This window comes from Streptomyces sp. NPDC002566 (assembly GCF_042889585.1).
Lineage (GTDB): Bacteria > Actinomycetota > Actinomycetes > Streptomycetales > Streptomycetaceae > Streptomyces.
The window spans coordinates 1,220,537-1,245,535 of the sequence record NZ_JBIARD010000001.1; the positions used below are offsets into that span (position 1 = coordinate 1,220,537).

Consider the following 24,999-nt stretch of genomic DNA (forward strand, 5'->3'; position numbering starts at 1 on the left):
TCCCGACCATCTCACCGCCCCCCTCGACCCCGGAGACGTGCCATGCCCGTTGACCTGTCCCTCCTCGACACCGACCTGCCCGTGTGGGCCGCCCCCATGGCCGGCGGCCCCAGCACCCCCGCCCTCGTGCACGCCGCAGCCCGCGCCGGAGGACTCGGTTTCCTCGCCGGCGGCTACAGGACCCCCGCGGACCTCGCCGCCCAGATAGCCCAAGTCCGCGCCCCCGGCGCGGTGTTCGGTGTCAACCTCTTCTGCCTCAACCCCGTGGCCGTCCGTCCGGACGCTCTTGTCACCTACGCCCGCGCACTCCAGCCGGAAGCCGACCGCTACGGCCTCACCCTCCACGCCGATCCCCCGATCGAGGACGACGACGCCTGGGCCGACAAGCTCGACCTGCTCCTCGAATCCCCTGTACCGCTCGTGTCCTTCACCTTCGGCCTCCCCCGCCCGGACACCGTCCGGGCCTTGCAGGACGCGGGCAGCCTCGTCGCCCAGTGCGTCACCACCCCGAGCGAAGCCCTGGCCGCCGCGGAGACCGGCGCCGACTTGCTGATCGTCCAGGCCCCGGCCGCCGGCGGCCACTCCGCCACCCTCACCCCCGACCGGCCCCTCAGCCCCGTCTCCCTGCCCGAACTGGTCAGCGACGTACGGCACACCGTCCCGCTGCCCGTGATCGCCGCCGGCGGCATCGCCACCCCCGCCGACACCGCCGCCGCCCTGCGCGCCGGCGCCCGAGCCGTCATGGTCGGCACCGCCCTCCTGCGCACGCACGAGAGCGGCGCCTCCGCCCCCCACAAGAAGGCCCTGGCCGACCCGGTGTTCACCGACACCACGGTGACCCGGGCTTTCACCGGCCGCCCGGCCCGCGCCCTGCGCAACCGCTTCACCGACACCTACGAACCGCTCGCGCCGCTCGCCTACCCGGCCGTTCACCACCTCACCGGCCCACTGCGCAAGGCTGCCACCGCTGCGGGCGACACCGGTCTGATCCACCTGTGGGCGGGCACCGGCTACCGCCAGGCCCGTGCAGAACCCGCCGGCCGGGCCCTGGTCCGCCTCGCCGCCCGGCCGTGACCGTGGGCTGCTTCACCCTCCGCGATCGGCGGAAGACGTCGTTCGACGGCATGCATGGCCCGGTCCGGCGGTTCCGGTCCTTCGGGGCGTCACGCGGCGCCTGGCGGCAGATGAACGGTCATGATCAGGTGGCAGGTCCCGGTGCCCGCGCCGCGATAGGTGTGGGCGGTGTCCCCGTCGAAGGCCGCTGTCTGCCCCGCCTCGACCGGGTGCTCGACCCCGTCGACCACCAGCACCATCTGCCCGTCGACAACGCTGACGGTTTCGGTCACGCCTGCCTGGTGGGGATGGCTGGGGTACTCCTCGCCGGGCTCCAGTGCCCAGCGCCAGACCTCGGTGGCCGCCGGGCCGCCGGTGGTCAGCAGGAGCCGGGCCTCGCTGCCGTGCTCGCCCTTCCACAGGGGCATGACGGCGTCGGTGCTCACCACCCGGACGCGTTCCTCCGCGCGGCCTTCCACCAGGGCCGAGACAGAGACACCGAGGGCGTCGGCGAGACGGACCAGGGTGGCGAAGTTCGGGTTGCCCTGGGCCTTCTCCAGGCCGACCAGGGCGCCCTTGCTGACCTTGGCCCGGCGCCCCAGCTCGTCCAGAGACAACCCGGCGCGGGTCCGGGCCGCGCGGACGTTGTGCGCCAGCGTCCGCAGGGCCGCCTCGGTCTCCGCCATCGCTTCACCCCCAAGAACGGTTCAGTGGAATGCACCTCACGGTCATTCCTTTATGACACTGCGGTCGATGCGTTGTACGGTGTGGTCGTTCCATTGAACATTACCCGGCCGGCACCGTCCTGCTCGCGGCGGCGTGCTTGCCGAGCGCATCCACCGAGGCCGGCGGGTCGGCCTGGGCACGGCCGTCGTCGCCGTCAGCCTCCCGGACCTCACCTGACCCGCGCACCGACCGGAAGGAGCCCGTCATGTTCATCCAGCCCTGGGACGCCGCCCTGGACGACGCCGAGTGGCAGACCTGGATCGCCGCCGGCCACGACTTCGGCGTCCTCAGCATCAACGGCCCGCCCGGCGGGGCGCCGATCGCGGTGCCGACCCACTTCACCGCCGACGGCAGCAGCCTCCTCGTCCACCTCGCCCGCCCGAACCCGGCCTGGAAGGCGATCGAGAACGACCCGAACGTCACCTTCACCGTCACCGGCGACTACGCCTTCATCCCCGGCCCTTGGCGCGCAGGACCCGGCATTCCGCCCACCGACGGAGTCCCGACCAGCTACTACGCGGCCGTCCAGTTCACCTGCCGAGCCACGATCGTCGACGACCCCCAAGCCAAGGCCGAGCTGCTGCGCCGCCAGATGGCCCACTTCCAGCCCGAAGGCGACCACGCCCCCATCGACATCGATCAGCCGCCTTACGGGCGGATGCTCCCCGGAATCCGCGGCCTGCGCCTGGACATCACCGAGGTGAGGGCGAAGTTCAAGTACGACGACCACAAGCCCGTCGAACACCGCACCGCGGTCGCCGACCATCTCACGCACCGCGGCCAGAGCCTCGACCTCGACACCGCCCGCCAGCAGCGCCGCCGCCTGGACCGCATCGGCCCCTGGAAGCCCTGACCCAGCCCCGACGCAGGAACGGAGACTCCACCATGACCGACTTCCGCCTCGCCCCCGCCGTCGCGGACGCCTTCCCCGACACCCTCATCGCCGTCGTCATCGCCACCGGCCTGCGCGGCCGCGAACCCTGGCCACGCACCGTCGCCGCCGTCGAGGAACTCGAACAGCAGCTCGCCGACGGCACCTGGCAGCCCGCCGACGAGGCCGACCCGCGCATCGAGGCATGGCACGGCGCCTACCGCTCCTTCGGCACCAACCCCCGCCGTGTCCGCCCGAGCGTCGACGCGCTCGGCCGCCGCCTCGCCAAGAAGGGCGCCCTGCCGCGCATCAACCCGGCCGTCGACTCCTACAACGCCGTCTCCGTCCGGCACGGCCTGCCCGCCGGCGCCTTCGACCTGGACCACGTCACCGGCGACGTCGACATCCGGTACGCGGACGGCACGGAGTCCTTCACGCCGCTCGGTGAACCCGACACCGTCGAGCACCCAAGGCCCGGCGAGATCATCTACGCCGACATCGCCGGCGTCCTGACCCGCCACTGGAACCACCGCGACGCCCACCGCACCCGCGTCACCGAGGACTCCACCCACGTCGCCTTCGTCCTCGAAACCCTCCGTGCCACCCCCGACGGCCACCTCCTCAAGACCGCCGCCGAAGAACTCCACGCGCTGCTCGCCCCGCACGCCGAGCAGACAGCCGTGCGCTACCTCAGCCCGGCACAGCCCCACGCCACCACCTGATCACTGCGAGGGCCACGTCCGGGCGACGCCCCGACGTGAGGCCCCCGCCGGCGTCCGGACGGCGGCGGGGGCCTGAGGGATCGAACGGGGCGTCAGGGCGCCTGCGTGGAGATCTCGAACGGCCTGGCCTGCGGGGCCGATTCGGTGCCGTCGGCGGCCACCGCGGTGACCACGTAGTAGTAATAGGCCCGAGCCAGGCCGGGGTCCGTGTACGTCGGTTCCGTCACGCCCGAAGCGATGCGGTGCTCAGGGGTGAAGACGTCCGAGCCGGACGTGGACCGGTACACGTTGTACGAGACGGTGGCACCCTGGTCACACGCTCCGATCTCCCAGTTGAGCCGGACGTGGTCCGCGCCTCTGCCGCCCCCGGTGATCCGGGGAGTGGCCGGCGCGGTCATGACCGGGCAGGACAGGGTGACCTCGGCCGTCGGCGAGAAATCGGACCACAGGCTGTGCGTGCTGACGGCGCGCACCACGTAGTACCACGTCCTGCCGGCGGGCACGTCCTCGTTCGTGAACGTCGTCCCGGTGACGAGCGGGGAGACCGGGTAGGCCGACGCGGGGTCCGAGGTGGTCGTGCGGTAGACGTAGTAGCCGGCCACATCGGTCGACGTGCTCGCGGTCCACTCCACCGTGACGTCGCCGTTCCCGGCCGTCGCGGTCACCGAGGCGGGCGCAGCCGGCTTCTCGTGGACCGGCAGGCGCTTGCCGTAGACGGTGCCATAGCCCGGCTGGGGCAGGGGGGAGATGTTGCCGGCCGCGTCGACGGCGCGGACGGTGTAGCCGTACTGCACGTCGACCGGGACGCTGCCGTCCAGGTACTTGACGTCCCGCACCACGGCGATCTGCTCCCATGCGCCGAACATCGACTGGCGCAGGACGAGGTAGTGATCCGTGTCGTCGGTGTTGGCCGTCCAGACGAGGTGCACGCCATCAGTGCCGTTCCACGCGTCCAGGCCGTACGGCATGCGCGGCGGGGTGACGTCGCCGGTGCGGGTGGCCGAGGCCGTCGCCGACGGGTTCGACTCCGTGCCGTGCGTCGCGACCGTCCTGACCTGGTAGTGGCGCACCTGGCCGACGGGCGCCGTGAAGTCGTCGTAGGCGCGGCCGGTGACGGGCGTCTCGGTCAGCCGGGTCCACGGGCCGGTGGCCGACTCGGCGGCGTAGACGTGGAACCGGTGGGAGGCGTCACCGTCGTACTGCCAGCCGACGGTGTTGCGGTCGACCCAGCCGTTGGCGGAGACGCCGGCCGGCGGCAGGGGCTTGAACTCGGTCGCGTCGAGCCGGACGGGCGCGGAGTACGGGGAGGCGTTGCCCGCGGCGTCCAGGGCGCGCACGCGGTAGTGGTAGGTCGTGCCCACGGAGGCGTTGACGTCGGTCAGGACGGTGCTCTGAGTGGGCGTGGAGATGGCGGAGAACGGCCCCTGGGGCGTGAGGGACCGCTGCACCTCGTAGGAGCTCGCCCCGCTCACCGCGGACCAGGAGAGCCGGGCACCGGACTCGTCGTGCGTGGCCGACAGTCCGGTGGGGGCGGCCGGGGCCGTCTTGTCGGCGCTGACGACGCGCGTCACGGCGGACAGCGGGGAGAGGTTGCCGGAGCGGTCGACGGCGCGGAGGGCGTACTCGTAGGCGGCGCCGGTGGCCGGGGGAGCGTCGGTGAAGCCGGCTCCGGTGATCGGGGTGCTGTTGAGCGGGCTCCAGGCGCCGGTGCTGCCGGTGCGGCGGTAGAGGCGGTAACCGGCCAGGTCCAGCTCGGAGTTGCGGGACCAGGACAGGGTCGCCTTCAGGGTGGCCGTCGCGTAGGCGGCCTTCAGGCCGGCCGGGGCGAGGGGGGCGGTCTTGTCGTAGGCGGCGCCGATGACGGGCTTGTAGGTGAAGGCGATGTCGGCGGTGCCGGTGAAGGCGGCGAAGTCCACGCGCAGGGTGTGGACCCCGCGCGGGATGGTGAGGCGGAGGGTCTTCTTCTGGGTCGAGTTGACGTTGCGCCACAGATCGATCTTGCGGTAGCCGTCGAGGTAGACGCGGGCGCCGTCCTGGACGGCGACGGTGAGGTCGAAGGGGCCGCCGGAGCCGAAGTTGCGGCTGGTGCTCCAGCGGACGCCGAAGTTGTCCCGCGGCAGGGTGACGCCGGCGGGGTCGCCGAGGCCGTAGTTCTCGGCGATGGAGGCATCGCAGACGGTGGCCCTCGGCGTGCCGGTGAGTGTCGTGTTGGCGTAGTACTGGGCCTTCCACACGCCGGCCGAGCAGGTCACGGCCGCCTGCGCGGTGGCGGGGAAGGCGAGTCCGCTCACGGCGGCGGCCAGGGACAGCACGGCCGCACCGGCGGTACAACGCGCCACACCGAGGGATATTCGCATCTGCTGACGGCCACCCTTTCGATCGGAAAACGGGTGCACGGCGCGTGCGCCGCTCCGATCGTGCCAGGCACAAGATCGCTCGCGAAAGGGGCCTTGCACGGAATCACGTCACCCACTTCTCCGCGGAGCGTCTGAGCGCAGATCGCCGCCCGAGGGAAGTCGTGGGCCGTTTCGCTTGAGCAAGGCTCAGCGGCTCACGGTTTCTGGATCGCACTTGGCGACGCTCGGGCAACGTCAGTGGGGCACGTGGGGCTAGCATGGCGCTTTTTGCGGAGTCAGGGGGGATTCGCGGTGCTGGTCATGCCTGGGCGGCGGACGTCGACGATGGAACTGTTGGCCGTCGAGGCGGCGGGCCGAGGGATGCCGGTCAGGGCAGCGGAGGAGCCCGGCCTGGTAGGCCCTGCGTACTGGTACGGCGGACCGGTCGCGGGTGCGCGGCTGGCAGGCCGGCTCGGGTTCGCGTTGCTGGAGCCGACAGACGGCTGGCTCGGCGAGTTGCCGGAAGAGTTCACAGGCCGCCAGGTACGGACGGGGACCATGGCGGACGCATGGGCGATCGACCAGCCGACGTTCGTCAAGCCGCCCCGTGACAAGTCCTTCCCGGCCGATGTCTACGCCGACGGCTCCCGGCTGTCCTCCGCCCTGGACCCGGCGACACCGGTGCTGCTGTCCGAAGTGGTGACCTTCGCGGCCGAGTACCGGCTGTTCCTGCTGGACGGCCGGATCGTCACGGCGAGTCGGTACGCGGTGTTCGGCCGGCTGGACCCCCGCCCGCTCGGCACGGACCGCGCGGACCGAGCCACCGCCGAGCAAATCACGGAGTTCACCGACCGGCTGGTCGCCGCAGCCGGGCACACGCTGCCGAGTGCCGTCGTCGTGGACGTCGGGCAACTGCTGGACCCGTACCGCCCAGGCCACCGCTGGGCCGTGGTGGAGGCCAACATGGCGCGTCCTCGCACGCCTACGCGGCCGACCCGAGGCGGGTGCTGGACGTGGTCCTGCGGGCGGCGGGGCCACGCGAGCACATGCAGCCGCGAGATCTGGCGTTCGAACGGCACTGATCCGCACTTCAGGAACTGACACTTCCAGTTCGAGTTCGCGTGTCGGAGGACAATCTTGCGGGGATGTCACCCGACGCGGGGCCGCTTCAAAAACCTGGACGACCTGGTCGAGCACCGGACGCTGTCAGGAGCGGCCGGACGCTCGAACACCACGATGGACGGAGTCTGGGCCGAGGTCGTTCACCGCACCGACGAACGCGGCCGGCGCCGGGTGGTGCCCATGGCCTACGAGGTCGTCGCCTGCTCGCCGAATGGGGTCGCGATCGACGACACCAGCCGCCACGGGACCGTGACCCAGGTGCCCTCGCGGTGGTCACGCAGCCCGACGAGCCGGATGTCAGGCGTTGACCGCCTGGATCGGATGACACCTCCGCGCGATAGATGGCATCCGACTGGCCGGGCGCCGGAACCAGCTACGCGCTTCGGGTCAGCAGACCGGCGTCGATGACCTAACTCCTTCGATCACAAGGCGCCTTCATCGGTGTTGGCGGGTGCTCGGCTGACGTGGCGTGTTACCTCTCGGTGCCTGAGACGCGGATCAGCAGGTTGAGGAACCGGTCGCGTTCAGCTGCCGAGAGGGGCGCGAGCAGTGTGTCGTTCGCCTCGCGGGCTGCCTTCTCGCAGCGCTCGAGCAGACGTCCGCCTTCTTCGGTGAGTGACACCGCGTTCTTGCGGCGGTCCACTGGGTCCGGCTCACGGACCACGAGACCGGCTCCCTGCAGGTGGTTGAGGACACCGACCAGGTCCTTGGGGTCCAGAGAGACGCTGCGGCCGAGGTCGGCCTGGGTGACGGGGGCGAGGTCACGTACGGCGGAGAGCACCACGTGGTGCCACATCTTCATGCCCTCGGCGGCAAGCGCGTCGGCCACCAGCGCACGGCCGCGCGCGGCGGCACGGCCGAGGAGCCAGCTCGGCAGGGAGCGGATGGCGGGGAGAGGAGCTGCGGTCATGACGGCAATCTAGCGAAAACCGTTGGGACTCCCAATGACTCCCGCATATCGTTGGAGTACCCAATGATCTCGATGTTCGTGGAGACGTGATGCGCCGCGTCCGGTATGAGTCCACCGGTGGTCCCCTGTTCCTGGAGGAAGCCCCTGTGCCCGAGGCGGGTCCAGAAGGGCTCCTGGTGCGCTGCGAGGCCATCGGGGTGACCCTGCCCGTCGTACGCAAGGTCACCGAGGCCGCGGAGCCGATCCCGCTCGGCGGCGAGATAGCCGGTGAGGTGGTGGCGGCCGGCGCCGGGGTCACCCGCTTCCGGCGCGGTGACCGCGTGACCGGACTGTGCTTCGGGCACGGCTACACAGACTTCGCCGTTCTGCACGAGTCCATGGCCTCCTCGGTGCCCGCCACCGCGAGCGCAGTCGACGCCGTCGCACTGGTCCGTAGCGGGCTGGTGGCGCTCGGTGCACTTCAGGCCGCGCGCCCGGAGCCGGGGGAGTCGGCGCTGATCACCGCGGCAGCGAGCGGAGTCGGACACCTCGCGCTCCAACTGGCCAGAGTGCGTGGTGCGTCGCGCGTCGTGGGCGCAGTGTCCAGCGTCGGCAAGGCGGAGTTCGTGCGCTCGCTCGGAGCCGAAGAGGTCGTCATCTACGACGCCCACGAGTGGGGCGAGCCCGTGGACTACGCCCTCGACGCAGTGGGCGGAGGTCTGCTTCCCCGGGCGATCGCCGCGCTCTCGCCGGGCGGCCGGCTCGTCGCGTACAGCTCGGGCGGCGGGTCCGTCCAGGCGTACGACCTGCTGGTGGGCGCGAAGTCCGTGATCGGGTTCCAGATGGCACTGATCGCCCGAGGGAAGCCGCAGTTGTACGAGAAGTGGCGGCAGGAGTTGTGGCGACTGTTTGCTGAGGGCGCGTTGAAGCCAGTGGTACACGCGGAGTTCGCGCTCGAGGACGCGACTGAGGCACACAAGACGATCGAGACGCGGCGCAACCTGGGGAAGGTGGTGCTGACTCCGTGACCGCGGACACCCGGTTCACCACACCGCCAGGGCGCGTATTCGGTTGTGATCAACAGGCCCGGGTGAGGTGCTCGAGCCAGATAAGGTGCCCCCGAAGTCAGGCATGAGGGGATCTCGTTGGAGCGACGGAAGCTGATCGGAATCGGGGCAGGGCTGGCGATCCTACCCGCCTGGTGGACCCTGCGTCAGGTGGCGAACGGGGCCAAGGGGGACTGGCACACCGACACCACACCGCTGGAGCGGGCGTTCCCGCTGCTGGCCCCGCTCACCGACGCCAAGTGGGTGAGCAGCCGAGACGACGATCGGGGCATACCGTCGCCGGAGCTGGTGATCTCGGGCTTCGCCCGGCTGACACCGGGGAAACTTGCCGAGCTGACGGCGGCCCACGCCTTTGCCTCCGAGGGGCCTGCCGATGACTTCTCCTCGTGGTTCGAGAAGCCGCTCAAGGGCGAGGGGCCGGAGAACCCCCAGTGGATCCGGTCGGACGAGCTCGACCGCGATGGCAGCGGCGGCTACTCCACCAAACTGTGGTTTGACCGTCGCAGCGACACCGTCCGCTTCTGGGCACTCAACCCGTACGGCTAGGGCGCGTCGATTGTGATCAATGGGCCGCCCGCGTGAGATCCCTGATCCAGATCATCGAGGCGCGCAGGTTGGCCTGCTACCTCATATGTCTTCGTCGTCTCCGAACTTCATTCTGAAAGATCAGTAAGGGGCGGCGACGCACCGGAGTCGGTAGGAGGGTGGCGAAGTCGGGTTCCTGCCCTTCCGAGCTGAACTCAGGTGAGGTCGAAGGTGACGCTCACCGAGCCGTCCCAGTCCGGTGCCTCCATAAGCGTGAGGGTTCCATCCTCGGCCTCGACGACTCGCACCGTGATCCCGCCGCGGTCCTCACCGGGAAACGCAATGGAGAAGTGGGGGTCCATCTCCATGAGGAAGTCCCAGCCCTCGCGTTGGGTCGTGTCAAGGGCGCTGGCATGCCGCCCGGTTGCCTGCCACTTGCCGACCGCGTCGACAGTGACGGTGATGTCGATGTTGTACATCTCAAGGCAAGTCGATTGATTGGCCCACCATTCGAGGCGGCCCTGACCCACGAATCGATCCATGAGCACACTATGCACAGTGGCTAGGCCGACCGGGTGAGCCTGCACGGCTGCCGACCGTCGTGGGTCAGGCCGTGAGACAGAACTGCATGAACATGGCCAGCGGCCCCAGCGGCCCCACCGGCTCATCGTCGGCCGGCTCCCCTTCGTCGACGTCTACGAACTCCAACTGCGCCCCGGGCCCCGGCAGGTCCACGATCGCCAGGGAGCCCGCACACGACACGAGGGCGTCACACGACACGAGGGCGTCACCGAACACCTCGGGACGCTCAGTCGGGTCATGCCGCCACAGTCGACCCTTGCTGGGCCGCCCGGCCGCTATCCCGGGCGCAAACCAGTGTGACCGGCGACGACTCACCGCACTACGGGATCCAGCGGCAGAACCACAGACCAGCCCGCCGGGGTCAGGAACGGATGAACGCGAGAATGTCCGGGTTGAGGACCTCCGGGTGCGTCGACAGCATCCCGTGCGGATAGCCCTCGTAGGACTTGAGGGTCCCGTTCTTCAGAAGCTTGACCGTCAGGGGTGCCGAGTCGTCGTACGGGACGACCTGGTCGTCGGTTCCGTGCGCGACGAGGACGGGCACCTCGATCTGCCGCAAGTCCTCGGTGAAGTCGGTCTCGGAGAACGCCGCGACGCACTCATAGTGCGCGTTCGCCGCGCCCATCATGCCCTGGCGCCACCAGTTGTCGATCAAACCTTGCGACACCTGCGCTCCGGGACGGTTGAAGCCGTAGAACGGCCCCGAGGGAATATCAATGAACGACTGAGCCCGGTTGCCGGCAACGCCCTGACGGAAGCCGTCGAAGACCTCCATCGGCAAGCCGCCCGGGTTGGCCTCCGTCTTCAGCATCAGCGGCGGCACCGCGCCCACCAGGACCGCCTTTGAGACACGGCCGGCCTCAGCGCGGGCGACGTAGCGGGCGACCTCGCCACCGCCGGTGGAGTGGCCGATGTGCACGGCGCCCCGCAGGTCGAGTGCGTCGGTCAGGGCGGTCACGTCCGCGGCGTAGGTGTCCATGTCGTGGCCGGTCGCGGTCTGGGTGGAGCGTCCGTGGCCACGGCGGTCGTGGGCGATGACTCGGTAGCCGTGCGCCAGGAAGAACAACATCTGGTTGTCCCAGTCGTCGGCGCTCAGCGGCCACCCGTGGTGGAAGACGATCGGCTCCCCATCCCGAGGACCCCAGTCCTTGTAGAAGATCGTGGTGCCGTCGTCGGTCGTGACCGTACCCATCGCAGATCCTCCGCTCGTCTAGGCGCACCCCCAGCCACAGAGCAATGGGTGGAGGGCACGCGTGACTTCAGGCCCAGCGGGGGCCTCATGTCATGGTGTGGGGGAAGGGATCTTCAGACTCGGGCTCCTCCCAGAATTCGGGGCCGAGAGTGTCTTTCAGCAGGGCATACATGCTCTTCCGGAAGTGGGCGGTCACGAGCCATGGGCGGGTGAAGATTCGGATCCCCCCGACCTCGCCCGCGCCGTTGAGCGTGAAGATTTCGACCAGTTGCTGAACGTGACCGCCGTCCACGTACTCGTCGATCACCACCCCGAATCCCGACTGGCCCTCGATGTCGAGGACGGCACGTACCTTGAGGTCGCTGAAGCTCTGAGCCGCTGCTTTGAGGACGGGCCCGACGACAGCTTTCCCCGTCGGCTCTTCGCGCAGGATCGGGGAGTACAGGGTGACGTCCTGCGCCAGCGGCGGGACGGCTGGGTGGTCAACCCAGACCGGTGTCGGCCCGTCCGGGGTGTACGGTCCGGATCCGAGGCTCGGGTCTGCCAGAGCGGGGTCTGTCTTCGCAATCACTTCGCGCAGAGCGGCCATGAATGGCCACGGCCGACCGTAGACGTCGATGGTGGCGATCAGGCCCGCTGCGTTGTGCCGGGCGAGTGCGACGATCTCTGTCTCTCGTCCGCCGGGGCTCGCGCTGTACACGACCCCCTCCAGCGCGTCTCCCTTGAGCCGGACTGTGGCTTCAGGCGCGGCGAGCGCCTGCTGATACGTACGGAGAGCTGCCGAAGCAGCGTCGCGACCGGAGATGCGGGGTGCACTCAGGGGAGTCGCGAGAGAGACGTCCTCGGCAAGCGCTGTGGGGGCCTGCCCTGAAAGTGCGGCGTTCAACTGATCCGACATCGCGCGGTCCTCGTGGTCGCGATCGAGGCGAGCCCAGGTCGGGGGACACACTCGGACGCGAGGTCCGCGGGAGCGCGCTCCGCGCCGGCGCCCCAGGTCGCCAGGAACCTTCTGATGTATCGCGGCTCCACCCAGGCGGTGTCGCAGAATCCTTGCCCTGAGCCAGGCCCGTCGCCGCTCTTCCAGCATGCGCCTGGAGCATGGCGCAGCGCATGCTGAAGGATGCGGCCCCTCCTTTGCCCAGGAATCAGTGGCCTTTGCACCCCAAGGATTGAGCACCGACGCTGGTGCCCAACCGCACGGTCTGCGCTCCCCGCGTCGCCTCACTCACCGGAGTCGTCATGACCTTGGCCCTCCCGTCCATTCGGACTCGTCTCGAAGACGGCGTTCTGTTCGCCACCCTCGACGCCGGCCCCCTCAACCTCCTCGGTGTCGATCTGGTCCGTGACTTGGTCTCCCTCGTGGACACGCTGGACACCGACCGCGGAGAGGTGCGCGTCGTCGTCATCGACAGCGCGGCGCCGGACTACTTCTCAGCTCACGTGGATCTCTCGGCCGTTTCCCAGTACACCGCGGAGGCGGCCAAGGCCGGAGGCCCCGGTGACGCCTCGCTCGGGATGTTTCTGCACAGGCTGGCGGACATCCCTGTGATCACGATCGCCAAGGTGCGCGGCCGCGCTCGCGGCGGCGGCAACGAACTCGCCCTGGCCTGCGACATGATCTTCGCTTCGCGCGAGAACGCGGTCTTCGGTCAGTTCGAGTCCGGTACCGGCGCCATGCCCGGTGCCGGCGGGATCCAGCACCTCACGCGGCGACTCGGCCGGTCCCGCGCCATCGAAGCCATCGCCGGAGCCGACGATTTCGACGCCGACCTCGCCGAACGCTACGGCTGGATCAACCGCGCCCTGCCCGAGACCGAACTGGACGACTTCGTGGACCGCTTGGCCAAGCGCATCGCCGGCTTCCCGCCCGAGGGCATCCGGGCAGCCAAGCGCGCCATCAACGACCTGACGCTGGCGGACCCCGCAGACGTGCGCTCCGACGCCGTCACGTTTCAGGGTCTGATCGCCCTGCCCGAAACGCGCGAGCGCCTGGATTACCTGGCCGACCGCGGTCTCCAAAAGCCTGGCGAGCTCGAACACGACCTCGGAAAAGCCGTGGCGGAGTTTCGGTATCGCCGCCCCTGACGACAGCCCGCTGCGGGACCGCACTTAGTGGCCCTGACAAAGCCTCTGGACGTGCCGGTGGGTGATCAGGCAGAGGCCGCAGGCCACGCAGAAGCAGCGGCCCAAGCGGGGTCCGCTGATCTGCGCGATGTGCGGTGACCCGACGACCGGGTCCCCGACCGTGTACAGCACGGCGCGCGGTACGCGAGGGAAGCCGGTGCATGCCTCGTGTGACCCGCCGGCCAAGAGCGAGCGGCCTAAGTGTCCGCCGCGCCAGCGCAAGCAGGACCTGACGCCTCCGCCGGTGCGTGGCCGTGTGGCTCCGGGCGCGGACCCGGCGACGGCGTGGATCGAGATCTCGTGCACGCAGTGCCCGGCGCAGCGGGGACAGCGGTGGGTGGTCCGGTACAGCGACGGGTCGAGCGCGGAGGCGAAGTTCCCCCATCGCGAGCGGGCCCTGGCTGCGAAGAAGGCAGCGGCGCCGAGGTGAGGGCGGGGGCCGTCACGCTCCCCGCCCTCATGCCCATGGTGCTGGCCTACGGGGCTTCGGCTCCAGCGGTTTCACGGTGCTGTCATCCGGTGAGGGGCGCGGTGGCCGCTTTCGCCTGTAGGCGGCCACCGCAGCGCTGGATTATGCGGTGTCTGCCTGCTGGAGGCGGGTGTGGGCGGCGAGGGCGTCGCCCGCGGTGGGGTGGGCGGGCATGAGGGTGTCCAGGCCGGTCAGGTGCAGCAGCCGGTCGAGGCGGTCGGGTACGGCGGACAGGGTCAGGCTGCCGTCGGCTGCCTGGACGCAGCGGTAGATGCCGATGAGGGCGTTGAAGCCGGAGGAGTCGCAGAAGGTGACGGCCGCCAGGTCCAGGATCAGGTGGCGGTGGCCCTGTTCGATGAGGGCGAGGGCCTGGGTGCGCAGGGTGGGCGCGGTGGCGATGTCGAGGTCGCCGGCGAGGCGGGCCAGGGCGAGGTCGCCGTCGGTGTGCCGGCAGGTGAAGTGGAAGGTGTCGGTCACGGGTGCTTCTCCGGCGTCGGGCCGGCGGGGGCGATGGTATGGGCGGTGACGGCTGCCCCGTCCACGTCGGCGTCGGCCGCGGGGACGGACAGGGCCAGCAGGGCGACGTCGTCGCCGGCGGCCCGGGGGAGGGTGTCGATGAGGGCGACGGTGTCCTCGACGATCGCTGTCGCGCCGGCGGGGCCGGTGCGCTCGGTGAGGAAGGCGGTCAGTCCCTGCTCACCGAGCATGTCACCGGTTTCGGTGCGTGCCTCGGTCAGCCCGTCGGTGTAGAGCAGCAGCGCCTCGCCGGGCGCGAGGCGGAAGGTGGTGGCGGCGAAGCGTGCTTCGGCGAGGGCGCCGATGAGCATGCCGCCCTTCGGGCGGATCGCCTGCGGGCGTATGGACGGGCCCGTGGGAGCGGACAGGTGGTAGATCGGCGGGTGGCCGCCGGTGGCCACCGTCACGGTGAATCCTCCGTCCTGGTGCGGCTGGAGGAGGCCGAAGACGGCCGTGCAGTACCGGGTGCCGACAGCGGGGTCCAGCAGCAGTGCGCTGTTGAGCGCGGTCAGGACGGTGTCGGGGTCGGGGTCGATCAGGGCGGCGGCGCGCAGGGTGTAGCGGGTCAGGGAGGTCACGGCGGCGGCTTCCGGGCCCTTGCCGCACACGTCCCCGAGGACGAACACCCACCGGCCGCCATCGAGGGGGAAGACGTCGTAGAAGTCGCCGCCGACATCGCGCGGGGAGGCGGTGGCGTAGTGGCAGGCCAGCTCCAGACCCGGCACCACCGGCAGCGCCGGCGGCAGCAGCGTGCGCTGGAGGGTGGCGGCGAACGCCTCGATCGACGCCTTGTCGCGCTCCGCCCGCGCCCGGGCCTCCTCCTGCTCCCTGCGCCGCTCCTGCTCCGCGCGCACGGCGTTCAGAGCGGACAGCCGCAGCTCCAGCTCGTCCAGGACGATCGCCGCGAGGTCCGCGAGCGTGCGGGTGTCCTCCTCGGTGATCGAGCGCGGCTTGACGTCGAGGATGTTCACGGTGCCCAGCCGGTGCCCGTCGTGGGTGACGATCGGGGCGGCGGCGTAGAACCTGACGCCCATCGGTCCGGTGACCAGGCCGTTGGTGCAGGCGACGGGATCGGCAAGGGTGTCGGGTATGACCAGGGTGTCGTCGGACAGGACCGCCGAGCCGCACAGGCCCGGTTCCCGGCTGATCTCGCTGACGCCCTCCAGACCGTGGGCGGCCTTGAACCAGATCCGGTCCTCGTCCACGATCGTCACGCTCGCCACCGGCACCTTGAACAGCCGCGCGGCCATCGCCGCCACCCGGTCGTACGCCCCGTCCGGCGGGGTGTCCAAGATGTCGTACCGGCGCAGCGCCGCCATGCGGTCCGCTTCCCCCACTGCACTGAGCGCCTGCCGCCCAGGGGAATTACCCCACACCACGGCGTATCCCGCTTGCGGCATTTCCCCACCTCTCCTTGCTCACCAGGCGCCGCGGCCAGCGCCGCAGGGCAGGATACGGCCCCGTTCAACCTTCGTACGCCGCCACCCCCACGAGCTCACCCCCGGCCGGATCCCGCCGAGTTCCAGCGGCAGCTGAACGCCCACCGGCGCGACGAACGCCACGGCACCGTCGCCAGCCCACGCCACGCCTGTGCAAGCTGTGCCGCGAGGAAGCCTCCACCGGCGGCCACCGGCGACACGCCCGCCGCTGCAGCCGGCCGTGCGGACCCGTAGCGTGTGCGCCTGTCACCTGGTCCAGGAGCTCGCCATCGAGGTGGCGCAGCTCGGCTTCCGCGATCACCGATCCATCCTCGGCACTTCCAGCTCGGCAGTCGTCCGATCGTTCCACGGAGGCGTGAAGGCGTCGGACGGCGGGGGCCTGATGTACCTCTGAGCGCAGATCGCCGCCTGGGGGACGCCATGGGCCGCTTCGCTGAAGAGCATGGCCCAGCGGGTCACGGTTTCGGCGTCGGTGGTGTGGTGCTCGAAGCCGCTGCCAGGCGGTAGTGGGATGGGAGCCAGATGACCGTGCGCTCCACGGCCCATTCGCTTGGGCTGGCCTGAAAACCGCGCTGGCCCGGCTCGTTGCGGAGGGCCTCCACCATCCGATTGAGGGGGTTCAGATATTGATCGTTCACGGGTGACAATTGATCAATTGCGCCCGAATCAGGGTAAAACACATGCCCACTGTCTGCCTGGCGACTCCGGAGCTGGGCGACTTTCCGGATGCCTGGCCGCCGGAGGAGCCTCCGCTCGACATGCCGCCCGCCCCGGACGGCGGCGCATGGGTGCGCATGCGGCTGTACTGCCACGCTGACGACCCCGAACCCGCCATCGGCGACCACGGAGAGCGCCCCTCTCCGTGATCGCCTCCCTAGGCATCCGCGAACCACGAGCGGCCCTGGGCCCAGCCAGTCACCCAGCCCGTGAAGCCATGAACGCCGGGCATCAGGGCGTCGGGCGACTGGGAGCCGAAGGGCATCGCGCCCTCGCCGGCGATCTGCCAGACGTGACCGCGCTGCGAACCGGTGACGATCAAGTGCCGAAGACGGCCGCCGCTTCCGCATCGCCCGTCGACCTGACTGCGGTGCGCGACCAGCCACGACGGCGCCGCAGCCGACCGACAACCTCTCGCCGCTCTTCCAGCGGAGCGCTCAGCGCTCCTTCGTCTCCTCCAGCACCGTCCGGCCCAGCAGCAGATAGCGAGCCGGGTACCGCCGCTTCAGGTACTGCGCGTACCCGATCCCCAGCGCGGCCACGAGCCCCACCAGCCACGGCGTCGCCTTCAGCACCAGCGAACCGGACTCCGTGCCCGCCGCCGCGCCCATGTTGGACACCAGCAGGGCGACCACCGCGAGCATCGCGACGCCGCCGATGAGCGGGGCGGAGAGGGTGCGGAACCAGTGGCGGCTCTCAGGGTGGTTCTTGCGGAAGTAGACCAGGACCGCGAAGGAGCAGACGGCCTGCACGATGAGGATCGCCATGGTGCCGAGGATGGCGAGCAGGACGTACGTACCGGTGTACGGGTCCTTGTCCGCGGCCCAGAAGGCGATCAGGAGGACGGCGGTGACGACCGTCTGGACCAGGCCCGCGATGTGCGGCGAGCCGTGCTTGGCGTGGGTGCGGCCGAGGGTGTTCTGCAGCGACGGGAGTACGCCTTCCCGGCCCAGGGCGTACATGTAGCGGGCGGCGCAGTTGTGGAAGGCCATGCCGCACGCGAGCGAGCCGGTGATCATCAGCCACTGCATGACCACGACCGCCCAGTGGCCGACGTACTGCTCGGTGGGGTGGAAGAAGAGGGCGAGGGGGTTCTCGGTGGCGACCTTGACCGCGTCCGCCTCGCCCGTGCCGGTGATGGCCATCCAGGAGACGAAGACGTAGAAGACGCCGACGCCGAGGACCGAGATCATCGTCGCCTTGGGGATGATCTTCTTCGGGCTGCGGGACTCCTCGCCGTACATCGCCGTCGACTCGAAGCCGACCCATGACCAGAAGGCGAAGAAGAGCCCGAGCCCGGCGCTGGTGCCGTGGAAGGCATTGACGGGGTTGACCGGGTCGAGGCTGAAGCCGTCGGGGCCGCCGCCGTGCAGGGCGACGGAGATCGCCATGGCCGCGAGGATCGTCACCTCGGTCGCGAGGAGTACGACGAGCAGCTTCTCGGCGACCGAGACGCCGAACCAGGTGCCGGCCGCGTTGATCGCGAGCATCAGGGCCGCGAACGCCCACCAGGGGATGTCGACCCCGGTCTGGTCCTTCAGGGTGTCCGTCGCGAAGGTCGAGAAGATGCCGATGAGCGCCGGCTCGAAGACGACGTACGCGAAGGTCGCGAGCAGTCCGGAGGCGAGGCCGATCGTGCGGCCGAGGCCGTAGGAGATGAAGCCGTAGAAGGCTCCGGTGGAGGTGATGTGCTTCGCCATCGACGTGAAGCCGACGGAAAAGATAGCCAGTACGACCATTGCGACGAGGTAGCTCGCCGGGGCGCCGATGCCGTTGCCGGCCGACACCATGAAGGGCACGTTGCCCGTCATCGCGGTGATGGGTGCGGCGGTCGCGACCGCCATGAAGACCACGCCCAGCAGGCCCACAGCGTTGGGCTTGAGCCGGTGGACGGTGCCGCCCTCTTCTGTTTCAGCCGCCTGGGCGACTCCCTCGTCCACTGCCATGGGGCAGGCTCCTCTCCTACTGCTCTACTGGTGCGATGGACCGGAACTCTGCAGGCCGAATGAGTCGGCCGAAGGCCTCGGGGCGTTAAATGTTTGTCAATCAGACCTTTAGAACTCCGGGGAACTCGCACGGAAACCTCACGGCAACACGTGGCTCGTACGGTCCCTGCCATGACCGTGTACACATCTGTCCTCGGCGGTGAACGCCACCGCTTCGGCACCCTCGCCCGCCTCCTCGCCGCCGCGAGCCCCGAACGCTCCGGCGACCACCTCGCCGGCCTCGCGGCGACGAGCGCGCGCCAACGGGTGGCGGCGCGCTGGGCGTTGGCGGAGGTGCCGCTCGCCACGTTTCTGACCGAGCCGTTGATCCCGTACGAAACGGACGACGTGACCCGGCTGATCCTGGACTCGCATGACGCGGAGGCGTTCGCGCCGGTGGCGGGGATGACGGTGGGGGAGTTCAGGGAGTGGCTGCTGGCGGCGGACTCGCCGGCGTTGACCGCCGTGGCTCCGGGGCTCACACCGGAGATGGTGGCGGCCGTTTCGAAGCTGATGGGGAACGCGGATCTGGTCGCGGTGGCACGGAAGGTGCGGGTCGTCACCGCCTTCCGCTCGACGATCGGCCTCCCGGGGCGCCTCGCGACCCGCCTCCAGCCCAACCACCCCACCGACGATCCGGCGGGTGTGGCGGCGGCCCTGCTGGACGGTCTGCTGCTGGGCTCGGGCGACGCGGTCATCGGCATCAACCCGGCGACGGACAGCCCGAAGGCGGTACGTGACCTGCTGGAACTCCTGGACGGAGTGATCCAGCGGTACGCGATCCCCACCCAGTCCTGCGTGCTGTGCCATGTCACGACGAGCGTGGACCTGATGGAACGCGGGGCCTCGGTGGACCTGGTCTTCCAGTCCATCGCCGGTACGCAGGCCGCGAACGCCTCCTTCGGTGTGACGCTGGGTCTGCTCGACGAGGCGTACGAGGCCGCCCTGAAGCTGGAGCGGGGCACGGTCGGCCGGAACGTCATGTACTTCGAGACCGGCCAGGGCGCCGCGCTCTCCGCCGACGCGCACCACGGGGTGGACCAGCAGACGGTGGAGGCGAGGGCATACGCGGTGGCGCGGCGGTATGACCCGCTGCTGGTGAACACGGTGGTCGGCTTCATCGGCCCGGAGTACCTCTACGACGGCCGCCAGATCCTCCGCGCCGCCCTGGAGGACCACTTCTGCGGCAAGCTGCTCGGCCTGCCCATGGGCCTGGACATCTGCTACACGAACCACGCGGACGCCGATGACGACGACGTGGCGACGATGCTCACCATGCTGGGCGTGGCGGGCGCGTCCTTCGTGATCTGCACGCCGGGCGGCGACGACATCATGCTCAACTACCAATCGGCCTCATACCACGACGCGTTGTACCTGCGCGAGGTGCTCGGGCTGCGCCCGGCACCGGAGTTCGAGACCTGGCTGTCGTCGATCGGCCTGCTGGACGAGCGGGGGGCGATCAGGGAGGTGCCGGGCGGTCACCCGTTGACGGCGATCGGAAGGGAACTGGCGGCATGAGTGAAGTGGCTTTGCGAGAGGTGGAGTTGTGGGGGTCGCTCCGCCGCCACACCCAGGCCCGCATCGGTCTCGGCCGAGCCGGGACGGGGTTGCCCACCCGACACCGCCTGGAACTCCAGACCGCCCACGCGGCGGCCCGGGACGCGGTGCACTCACCGTTCGAGCCGGACGTGGTCGCGTCGGGGTTGACGGGCCTGCCGACGGTACGGGTCCGCAGTGCGGCGGACGACCGGCTGACGTATCTCCAACGCCCCGATCTGGGGCGGCGGTTGGACGCGACCGACCGGGCTCATCTGCCGGTGGGGGAGTGGGACGTGGTGTTCGTCGTCGCGGACGGGCTGTCCAGCCGGGCGGTGCACGAGCATGCGGCGGCGGTGGTGCGGGAGACGGTTTCACAGCTCGCGGGGTGGCGGATCGCGCCGGTCGTGCTGGCCGAGCAGGCCCGGGTGGCGCTGGGGGACGACGTCGCCTCCGCGATGGGCGCGGCGATGGCCGTCGTCCTGGTCGGCGAGCGGCCCGGCATGTCGGCGGCGGACTCACTGGGCGCGTATCTGACGTACCGCCCGGTGCCGGGCGTGACAACCGACGCCGACCGGAACTGCCTCTCCAACATCCGGCCGCCGCTGGGGCTGTCGTACGAGGGGGCGGCGGGGAAGTTGGCGGGGTTGTTGGGGCGGGCCAGGGAGCTGGGGGGTACGGGGGTGGGGCTGAAGGACGAGAGCGACAGCGAGCCTGTACGGGAGCAGCTACTTTGAGCAGCGATCGACCGCCACGGAAGAAGGCGTGACAGCATTCCTATGGGCGCAGCGTGAAGGCCTCCCCGTCGCGGCGGTGAACGCGAAGAGGCCCGCGGTGACGACTTGGGCCGACCGGCTCCTTGGACACCACCGAGGACAAGACTTTCAGGTCGTATGCCGTGGCCAGGAGGGGTTCGGCCGGCAGCGAGCCGCCACGAGCTCCTGCCTGTGCACGGCGGCCCGGGCTACGAAAGGAGTGGAGCAGTGTCACCTGGCGACCACCAGGTGACCGCTGCCTGCCGTGCCCTGAGACAAATCCCAGGTGACGATTTCAGAGCGAGCAACCCGCCGCCGCCACCCCTCGTGGAGCTCCCGCACCGCTTCGGAAGGACATCCCATGACCGCCAACGCACCTAAGGCCCCGACTGCACCAGGGGTGCGGTCCTGGTGGGGAATCCCGTATGCCACCGCCGAGCGATACCGGCGGCCCGTGCTTGCGGACTTCGATCCGGACCACCCCTACGACCGCAAGGGTGTCGTCTCCGTCCAGCCCGACAGCGGTGACTGGCTGGAGGCGGACAGCGGGATGGGTGAGGACTGCCTCAACCTGAACGTGTGGGCCCCTGAGCAGCCGAGCGGCAAGGCACTCCCGGTGGCGGTGTACATCCACGGCGGAGGATTCGAGTACGGCGCCAACACGCAGATCACCTCGAACGCCTCCGGACTCGCCGCGACGGGGCGCGTGGTGGGCGTGTCGATCAACTACCGGCTCGGCGCCCTGGGCGCGGTCTCGCTGTCGCAGTACGGCGGTGCTCTCGCCGAGGCCAGCAACCTCTGTCTGCAGGACGTCATCGCCGCGCTGACCTGGATCAAGCAGAACATCTCCTACTTCGGCGGCGACCCCGACAACGTCACCGTCTACGGCCACAGCGCCGGCGCCTTTTCCGCCTTCGGGCTGCTCGGCGCCCCTGCCGCCAACGGCCTGTACCGGCGCCTGGCCGGGTTCCTGGAGGCCCTTCTCGTATCCAGCCGGCCTGGTGGGCCGAGGAACACGCGCACCGGTTCGTCACCGAACTCGGTGTCGCGGACAACCCGGAGAAGCTGCTCGGCCTCGACACGGCCGCGCTGGTGGCCGCCGCGCGCAAGGTCACCCCGACAGACATGGGCATCCGTGGCGGGATGCTGGGCACGAGCATCGGTGTCGTCCTGGACGCCGGACAGCCCGGAGCGGTGCTGCGTGCCCATCCCATGGACGTCCTGGCCTCCGGTACGCACCGGGACGTGGACATCCTGCTGAGCGTGGCCAGTGACGAGATGGGCTGGTGGGTGGCGAACGACCTCGACCGGTTCGACCCGCACACCGTTGAGGCCGTCGTCGACGAAATCGCCGGGTGGCGTATCCCCCGCTCCCGCGCCCAGAAGATCGTTGACGCCTACGACAGGGACGGCCGCACCCCGGCCGAGGTCCGCGCCGCCTACCTGACGGACTACACCTACGCCGTGTCCGCAGGCCGCGGCGCCCTGGCCCACGCCGCTGCCGGCGGAAACGCCCACCTCCTCCTGATCGGCCCCGCCGAGGGTGTGCCGGCCGTGCACGGCAGCGAGATGTACGCCCTGGTCGGACAGGAGCAGCCGGGCCGCAGCGCCGAGCAGGCCGAGCGTGACACGCGTATCCGCGACATCGTGCTCGACTTCGCCACGGGCGAGCGCCACCGCCTGTGGCCCGCGGTCATCGACCGGCCCACCTCGGGAAGCGTCGGCAACCCGCCCTTCGAAGCCACCGCGCACTACCAGGCGGTCCTCGACCGGTTCGAGGGCATCGCCCGCCCCTGACCCTCAACGGTCAGCGGGCAGGGCTGACGTGACCAGCCGGGCGTGCGCCGCCAGGAGTGCCCGCCCGGCCTGGAACTCGCAGATCAAGGACGTGCCGGTGCCGGTACGCAAGCCCGGCTGGGTACGGATAGAAGTGAGGGCCTTCGGCGTCAACGAGTCCGAGGTCACCACCCGCAAGGGAGAGTCCGACGCGGAGGTCACCTACCCGCGCATCCCCGGCATCGAGGGCGTCGGAGTGGTCGACGAGGCCGACGAGGACAGCGGGCTGAGGCCGGGGCAGCAGGTCGCGACCATGATGGGCCGCATGGGCCGCTCCTACGACGGCGCCTACGCCCAGTACGTGACCGTCCCCGCCGGTCAGGTCATCCCGTTCGACACCGGCCTGCCGTGGGACGTGGTCGGCGCCCTGCCGGAGATGTTCCAGACCGCGTACGGCTCACTGACCCGTGGCCTGGACCTGAAGGCCGGGCAGACGCTGCTGATCCGCGGCGGCACCTCCACGGTGGGGCTGAGCGCGGCGACCATGGCCAAGGAGATCGGCGCCACCGTCCTGTCCACCACCCGGCACGCCGACCGCGCCGACGAACTGCGGGCGATGGGAGTCGACCATCCGGTCGTGGACGACGGGCACCTCGCCGAGAAGATCCGCGACCTCCTGCCGCAGGGCGTCGACGCGGCGCTGGAGCTGGTGGGCTGCACGGTGCTGCCGGACACCTTCGGCTGCGTACGGGTGCACGGCACCGTCTGCTTCACCGGCGCCCTCGCCGGCGGCTGGTCCATCCCCGACTTCACCCCCTTCATGGTCCCGAGTGGGGTGCGGCTGAGCAGCTACGCCGGCGGGGCCACCGACCTGCCCCCCGAGGTGTTCCAGCGACAGCTTCAGGCGATTGCCGAGGGCCGGCTCAAGGTCCGGGTCGCCAAGACCTACCGCGGTCTGGAGCAAGTGCGCGATGCCCAGGCCGACGTCGAGTCCGGTACGACGCCGGGCAAGCACGTCGTGCTCCTCGACGACTGACGAATCCCACCACCTCGTGTCCGCGCCGGCCGTGGGCATGCGCGAAAGGACGATCAGCTCGCCGAGCACCTCATCGGGCTGGAGAAGAGCGCCCTGGACAAATGATTCAACGGCGACGTCTCCGGATACCGCGAACTGTGGTCGCGCAGGAGCTTCACCTACTTCGACGGCGCACATCCGGTACGCATCGACGACCACGAGAGCGTCGACGCCTTCCTGGACGGAGTGGACGGAAAACTCCACGCCGACGAGTACGACTTCCGCAGCCCGCGCGTGCAGTTCGGTGACGACACGGCCCTGCTGACGTACCGGCTGTACGCGGACACCAACCTCATCGACGTGACATACAACTGCATCGAGCCTCGACATGATCGCCAACGCCGACTTTGTGGTCGACCTCGGCCCCGGCGGCGGCGTGAACGGCGGACGCATCACCGCCACCGGCACCGCCGAGCAGATCGCCGACAGCCCCGACAGTGTCACCGGCCGGTATCTGCGCGAGGCGCTCAATCCTCTGGATCGGCCGGTCGGGTCGCGACGGTGCACTGCGGCACAAGGATCCGGTCGGCCATGTGGGGGCGGGCCTTTGCGCGCTCACCTCACATACCGCTCCTCCCGTCGCCGGCCGCGAACGCGGCCGGAGTCAGGCCGGTGCGATCGCGGAAGAAGCGGCCGAAGTTCGCGGGATCGGTGAAGCCGAGGTGCGCGGCCACAGCCCGGGCGTCCCACCGAGCACCTCCCAGCAGGCGCCGGGCTTCGAGCAGCCGCCGCTCGTCGATGAGCTCACGGACCCCTTGGCCGGTGGCGTCCCGGGCGGCGCGGCTGAGGGTGCGGACCGAGCAGCCCAGCAGCTCGGCGTAGTCCGCGGCCCGGTGCAGTTCGCGGAAGTGCAGCTCCAGGGCGTCCACGAACCGTCCGTAGGTTTCACCACGGCCCGTACCGGCCGTGGTGTCGGCGGGGGCGATGCCGGCGGAGTTGGCGAGGCGCAGCAGCAGTGATTCGAGCAGGCTGCGTCTCAGGGCGTGGTGGAGTTCGAGGGGGCGGCGCCCGAGAGCGCGGTGTTCGTCGAGGAGCTGGAGTGCCGTCTGCTGGAGCCAGACGGCGTCGTCGGGATGCGGACTCAGCACGGCGGGGGCCGCGTGCGAGGTGAGCGGGGCCAGGAGACGGGCCGTGCCGGCCGTCAGCACGCCCGGCTCGAACAGGATGAACGGGCCGCGGGCGGCGCCGGGCGGATGCCAGCACTGCGCGTGTCCGGGACGCACCCACAGCCACTGGCCGGGGGCGACGGTCTGCGTGGCGTGGTCGACGTCGTGCAGCACCTCGCCTTCGGTGACCGCGATGAGGTAGTGGAAGGTGGCGCGCCCCGGGAGGGGCGGGTTCCACGGCCAGTCGTCGTGCTGGGCGAAGAAGTCCTCGATGAGGTTGACCTCAAGGCCGTACGGAGTGCCGACCGGGGGCTGGAAACCGTACAGCGGAACCGCGGCCGGTCCGGCCTGTCCGCCCGGGCCGGGGTGTCGCTCGTCGACCATCACGTGTCCGCACTCTACTGCCCTCGTCGTCG

23 protein-coding genes and 2 pseudogenes are annotated in these 24,999 nt (G+C 70.3%); 14 read left to right on the forward strand and 11 right to left on the reverse strand.

Going from position 1 to position 24,999, the window contains the following annotated elements; all coding sequences use genetic code 11:
- The first annotated feature begins 42 nt into the window (after positions 1 to 42).
- On the forward strand, positions 43 to 1,074 hold the full coding sequence (locus ACFYXA_RS05310; RefSeq protein WP_389028302.1) for an NAD(P)H-dependent flavin oxidoreductase: 1,032 nt from the start codon (positions 43 to 45) through the stop codon (positions 1,072 to 1,074).
- A gap of 89 nt (positions 1,075 to 1,163) precedes the next feature.
- On the opposite strand, the gene ACFYXA_RS05315 is transcribed toward ACFYXA_RS05310, so the two are convergent.
- On the reverse strand, positions 1,164 to 1,739 hold the full coding sequence (locus ACFYXA_RS05315) for a helix-turn-helix domain-containing protein (protein WP_389028304.1): 576 nt from the start codon (positions 1,737 to 1,739) through the stop codon (positions 1,164 to 1,166).
- Between the two features lie 101 nt (positions 1,740 to 1,840).
- Between ACFYXA_RS05315 and ACFYXA_RS05320 the strand changes: the two are divergent.
- From ACFYXA_RS05320 to ACFYXA_RS05330, 3 genes and pseudogenes are all read left to right on the forward strand, one after another.
- Positions 1,841 to 1,956: pseudogene (locus ACFYXA_RS05320) on the forward strand (EamA family transporter); the annotation flags it as partial.
- Between the two features lie 28 nt (positions 1,957 to 1,984).
- A complete protein-coding gene (locus ACFYXA_RS05325; RefSeq protein WP_389028306.1) occupies positions 1,985 to 2,632 on the forward strand; it encodes an FMN-binding negative transcriptional regulator in 648 nt (215 codons plus the stop codon).
- A gap of 32 nt (positions 2,633 to 2,664) precedes the next feature.
- Positions 2,665 to 3,372 carry a B3/4 domain-containing protein gene (locus tag ACFYXA_RS05330; RefSeq protein WP_389028308.1) on the forward strand — a complete coding sequence of 236 codons (708 nt, stop codon included), beginning with the start codon at positions 2,665 to 2,667 and terminating at the stop codon, positions 3,370 to 3,372.
- Positions 3,373 to 3,464: 92 nt separating this feature from the next.
- Here the strand turns inward: ACFYXA_RS05330 and ACFYXA_RS05335 are convergent, their stop codons facing one another.
- Positions 3,465 to 5,711: a fibronectin type III domain-containing protein gene (locus ACFYXA_RS05335; RefSeq protein ID WP_389028310.1), complete on the reverse strand. Its 2,247-nt coding sequence runs from the start codon at positions 5,709 to 5,711 to the stop codon at positions 3,465 to 3,467.
- A 342-nt stretch (positions 5,712 to 6,053) separates the two neighbouring features.
- Here ACFYXA_RS05335 and ACFYXA_RS05340 point away from each other — a divergent pair.
- Positions 6,054 to 6,790, forward strand: a pseudogene (locus ACFYXA_RS05340) (ATP-grasp domain-containing protein).
- 512 nt (positions 6,791 to 7,302) lie between these two features.
- On the opposite strand, the gene ACFYXA_RS05345 reads toward ACFYXA_RS05340, so the two are convergent.
- Complete coding sequence (locus ACFYXA_RS05345; RefSeq protein WP_352247526.1) at positions 7,303 to 7,740, reverse strand: MarR family transcriptional regulator; 438 nt, start codon at positions 7,738 to 7,740, stop codon at positions 7,303 to 7,305.
- 89 nt (positions 7,741 to 7,829) lie between these two features.
- Between ACFYXA_RS05345 and ACFYXA_RS05350 the strand changes: the two genes are divergently transcribed.
- Positions 7,830 to 8,747, forward strand: coding sequence for a zinc-binding alcohol dehydrogenase family protein (locus ACFYXA_RS05350; protein WP_389028312.1), 918 nt, complete (start codon positions 7,830 to 7,832; stop codon positions 8,745 to 8,747).
- A gap of 189 nt (positions 8,748 to 8,936) precedes the next feature.
- Positions 8,937 to 9,332, forward strand: coding sequence for a hypothetical protein (locus tag ACFYXA_RS05355; protein ID WP_389028314.1), 396 nt, complete (start codon positions 8,937 to 8,939; stop codon positions 9,330 to 9,332).
- Between the two features lie 194 nt (positions 9,333 to 9,526).
- Here the strand turns inward: ACFYXA_RS05355 and ACFYXA_RS05360 are convergent, their stop codons facing one another.
- The 4 genes from ACFYXA_RS05360 to ACFYXA_RS05375 form a co-directional block, all read right to left on the reverse strand.
- The gene (locus ACFYXA_RS05360; RefSeq protein WP_352247523.1) at positions 9,527 to 9,853 is read right to left on the reverse strand and encodes a hypothetical protein; all 327 of its coding nucleotides are present in this window, start codon (positions 9,851 to 9,853) and stop codon (positions 9,527 to 9,529) included.
- Positions 9,854 to 9,917: 64 nt separating this feature from the next.
- Entirely contained in the window at positions 9,918 to 10,109 is a 192-nt protein-coding gene (locus ACFYXA_RS05365) for a hypothetical protein (protein ID WP_352247522.1), read from the reverse strand.
- A 145-nt stretch (positions 10,110 to 10,254) separates the two neighbouring features.
- A complete protein-coding gene (locus tag ACFYXA_RS05370) occupies positions 10,255 to 11,085 on the reverse strand; it encodes an alpha/beta fold hydrolase (protein ID WP_389028316.1) in 831 nt (276 codons plus the stop codon).
- A gap of 85 nt (positions 11,086 to 11,170) precedes the next feature.
- Positions 11,171 to 11,983, reverse strand: coding sequence for a hypothetical protein (locus ACFYXA_RS05375; protein WP_352247520.1), 813 nt, complete (start codon positions 11,981 to 11,983; stop codon positions 11,171 to 11,173).
- A gap of 341 nt (positions 11,984 to 12,324) precedes the next feature.
- Between ACFYXA_RS05375 and ACFYXA_RS05380 the strand changes: the two genes are divergently transcribed.
- Entirely contained in the window at positions 12,325 to 13,170 is an 846-nt protein-coding gene (locus ACFYXA_RS05380) for an enoyl-CoA hydratase/isomerase family protein (RefSeq protein ID WP_389028318.1), read from the forward strand.
- A gap of 610 nt (positions 13,171 to 13,780) precedes the next feature.
- On the opposite strand, the gene ACFYXA_RS05385 is transcribed toward ACFYXA_RS05380, so the two are convergent.
- Positions 13,781 to 14,155, reverse strand: coding sequence for an STAS domain-containing protein (locus ACFYXA_RS05385; RefSeq protein WP_389028320.1), 375 nt, complete (start codon positions 14,153 to 14,155; stop codon positions 13,781 to 13,783).
- Positions 14,152 to 15,513 (reverse strand): GAF domain-containing SpoIIE family protein phosphatase, encoded by a 1,362-nt coding sequence (locus ACFYXA_RS05390; protein ID WP_352247517.1) that lies wholly within the window; start codon positions 15,511 to 15,513, stop codon positions 14,152 to 14,154. Before ACFYXA_RS05390 ends, ACFYXA_RS05385 begins: the two co-directional genes overlap by 4 nt.
- Before the next feature lie 800 nt (positions 15,514 to 16,313).
- Here ACFYXA_RS05390 and ACFYXA_RS05395 point away from each other — a divergent pair.
- Positions 16,314 to 16,499: a hypothetical protein gene (locus ACFYXA_RS05395; protein ID WP_389028323.1), complete on the forward strand. Its 186-nt coding sequence runs from the start codon at positions 16,314 to 16,316 to the stop codon at positions 16,497 to 16,499.
- A gap of 288 nt (positions 16,500 to 16,787) precedes the next feature.
- Here ACFYXA_RS05395 and ACFYXA_RS05400 read toward each other — a convergent pair whose 3' ends face one another.
- On the reverse strand, positions 16,788 to 18,296 hold the full coding sequence (locus ACFYXA_RS05400; protein WP_389028325.1) for an APC family permease: 1,509 nt from the start codon (positions 18,294 to 18,296) through the stop codon (positions 16,788 to 16,790).
- Between the two features lie 171 nt (positions 18,297 to 18,467).
- Between ACFYXA_RS05400 and ACFYXA_RS05405 the strand changes: the two genes are divergently transcribed.
- The 5 genes from ACFYXA_RS05405 to ACFYXA_RS05425 all read left to right on the forward strand — a co-directional run bounded on the left by ACFYXA_RS05405 (position 18,468) and on the right by ACFYXA_RS05425 (position 23,438).
- Positions 18,468 to 19,853 carry an ethanolamine ammonia-lyase subunit EutB gene (locus ACFYXA_RS05405; protein WP_389028327.1) on the forward strand — a complete coding sequence of 462 codons (1,386 nt, stop codon included), beginning with the start codon at positions 18,468 to 18,470 and terminating at the stop codon, positions 19,851 to 19,853.
- Positions 19,850 to 20,608 carry an ethanolamine ammonia-lyase subunit EutC gene (eutC, locus tag ACFYXA_RS05410; protein ID WP_389028329.1) on the forward strand — a complete coding sequence of 253 codons (759 nt, stop codon included), beginning with the start codon at positions 19,850 to 19,852 and terminating at the stop codon, positions 20,606 to 20,608. The genes ACFYXA_RS05405 and eutC overlap by 4 nt, the downstream gene beginning before the upstream one ends.
- A 379-nt stretch (positions 20,609 to 20,987) precedes the next feature.
- Positions 20,988 to 21,887 carry a carboxylesterase family protein gene (locus ACFYXA_RS05415; protein WP_352247511.1) on the forward strand — a complete coding sequence of 300 codons (900 nt, stop codon included), beginning with the start codon at positions 20,988 to 20,990 and terminating at the stop codon, positions 21,885 to 21,887.
- The gene (locus ACFYXA_RS05420; RefSeq protein WP_352247510.1) at positions 21,872 to 22,423 is read left to right on the forward strand and encodes a hypothetical protein; all 552 of its coding nucleotides are present in this window, start codon (positions 21,872 to 21,874) and stop codon (positions 22,421 to 22,423) included. The genes ACFYXA_RS05415 and ACFYXA_RS05420 overlap by 16 nt, the downstream gene beginning before the upstream one ends.
- A 28-nt stretch (positions 22,424 to 22,451) precedes the next feature.
- Positions 22,452 to 23,438 carry an alcohol dehydrogenase catalytic domain-containing protein gene (locus tag ACFYXA_RS05425; protein ID WP_389028331.1) on the forward strand — a complete coding sequence of 329 codons (987 nt, stop codon included), beginning with the start codon at positions 22,452 to 22,454 and terminating at the stop codon, positions 23,436 to 23,438.
- A gap of 599 nt (positions 23,439 to 24,037) precedes the next feature.
- On the opposite strand, the gene ACFYXA_RS05430 is transcribed toward ACFYXA_RS05425, so the two are convergent.
- The gene (locus tag ACFYXA_RS05430; RefSeq protein WP_352247509.1) at positions 24,038 to 24,970 is read right to left on the reverse strand and encodes an AraC family transcriptional regulator; all 933 of its coding nucleotides are present in this window, start codon (positions 24,968 to 24,970) and stop codon (positions 24,038 to 24,040) included.
- Positions 24,971 to 24,999: the final 29 nt, after the last annotated feature.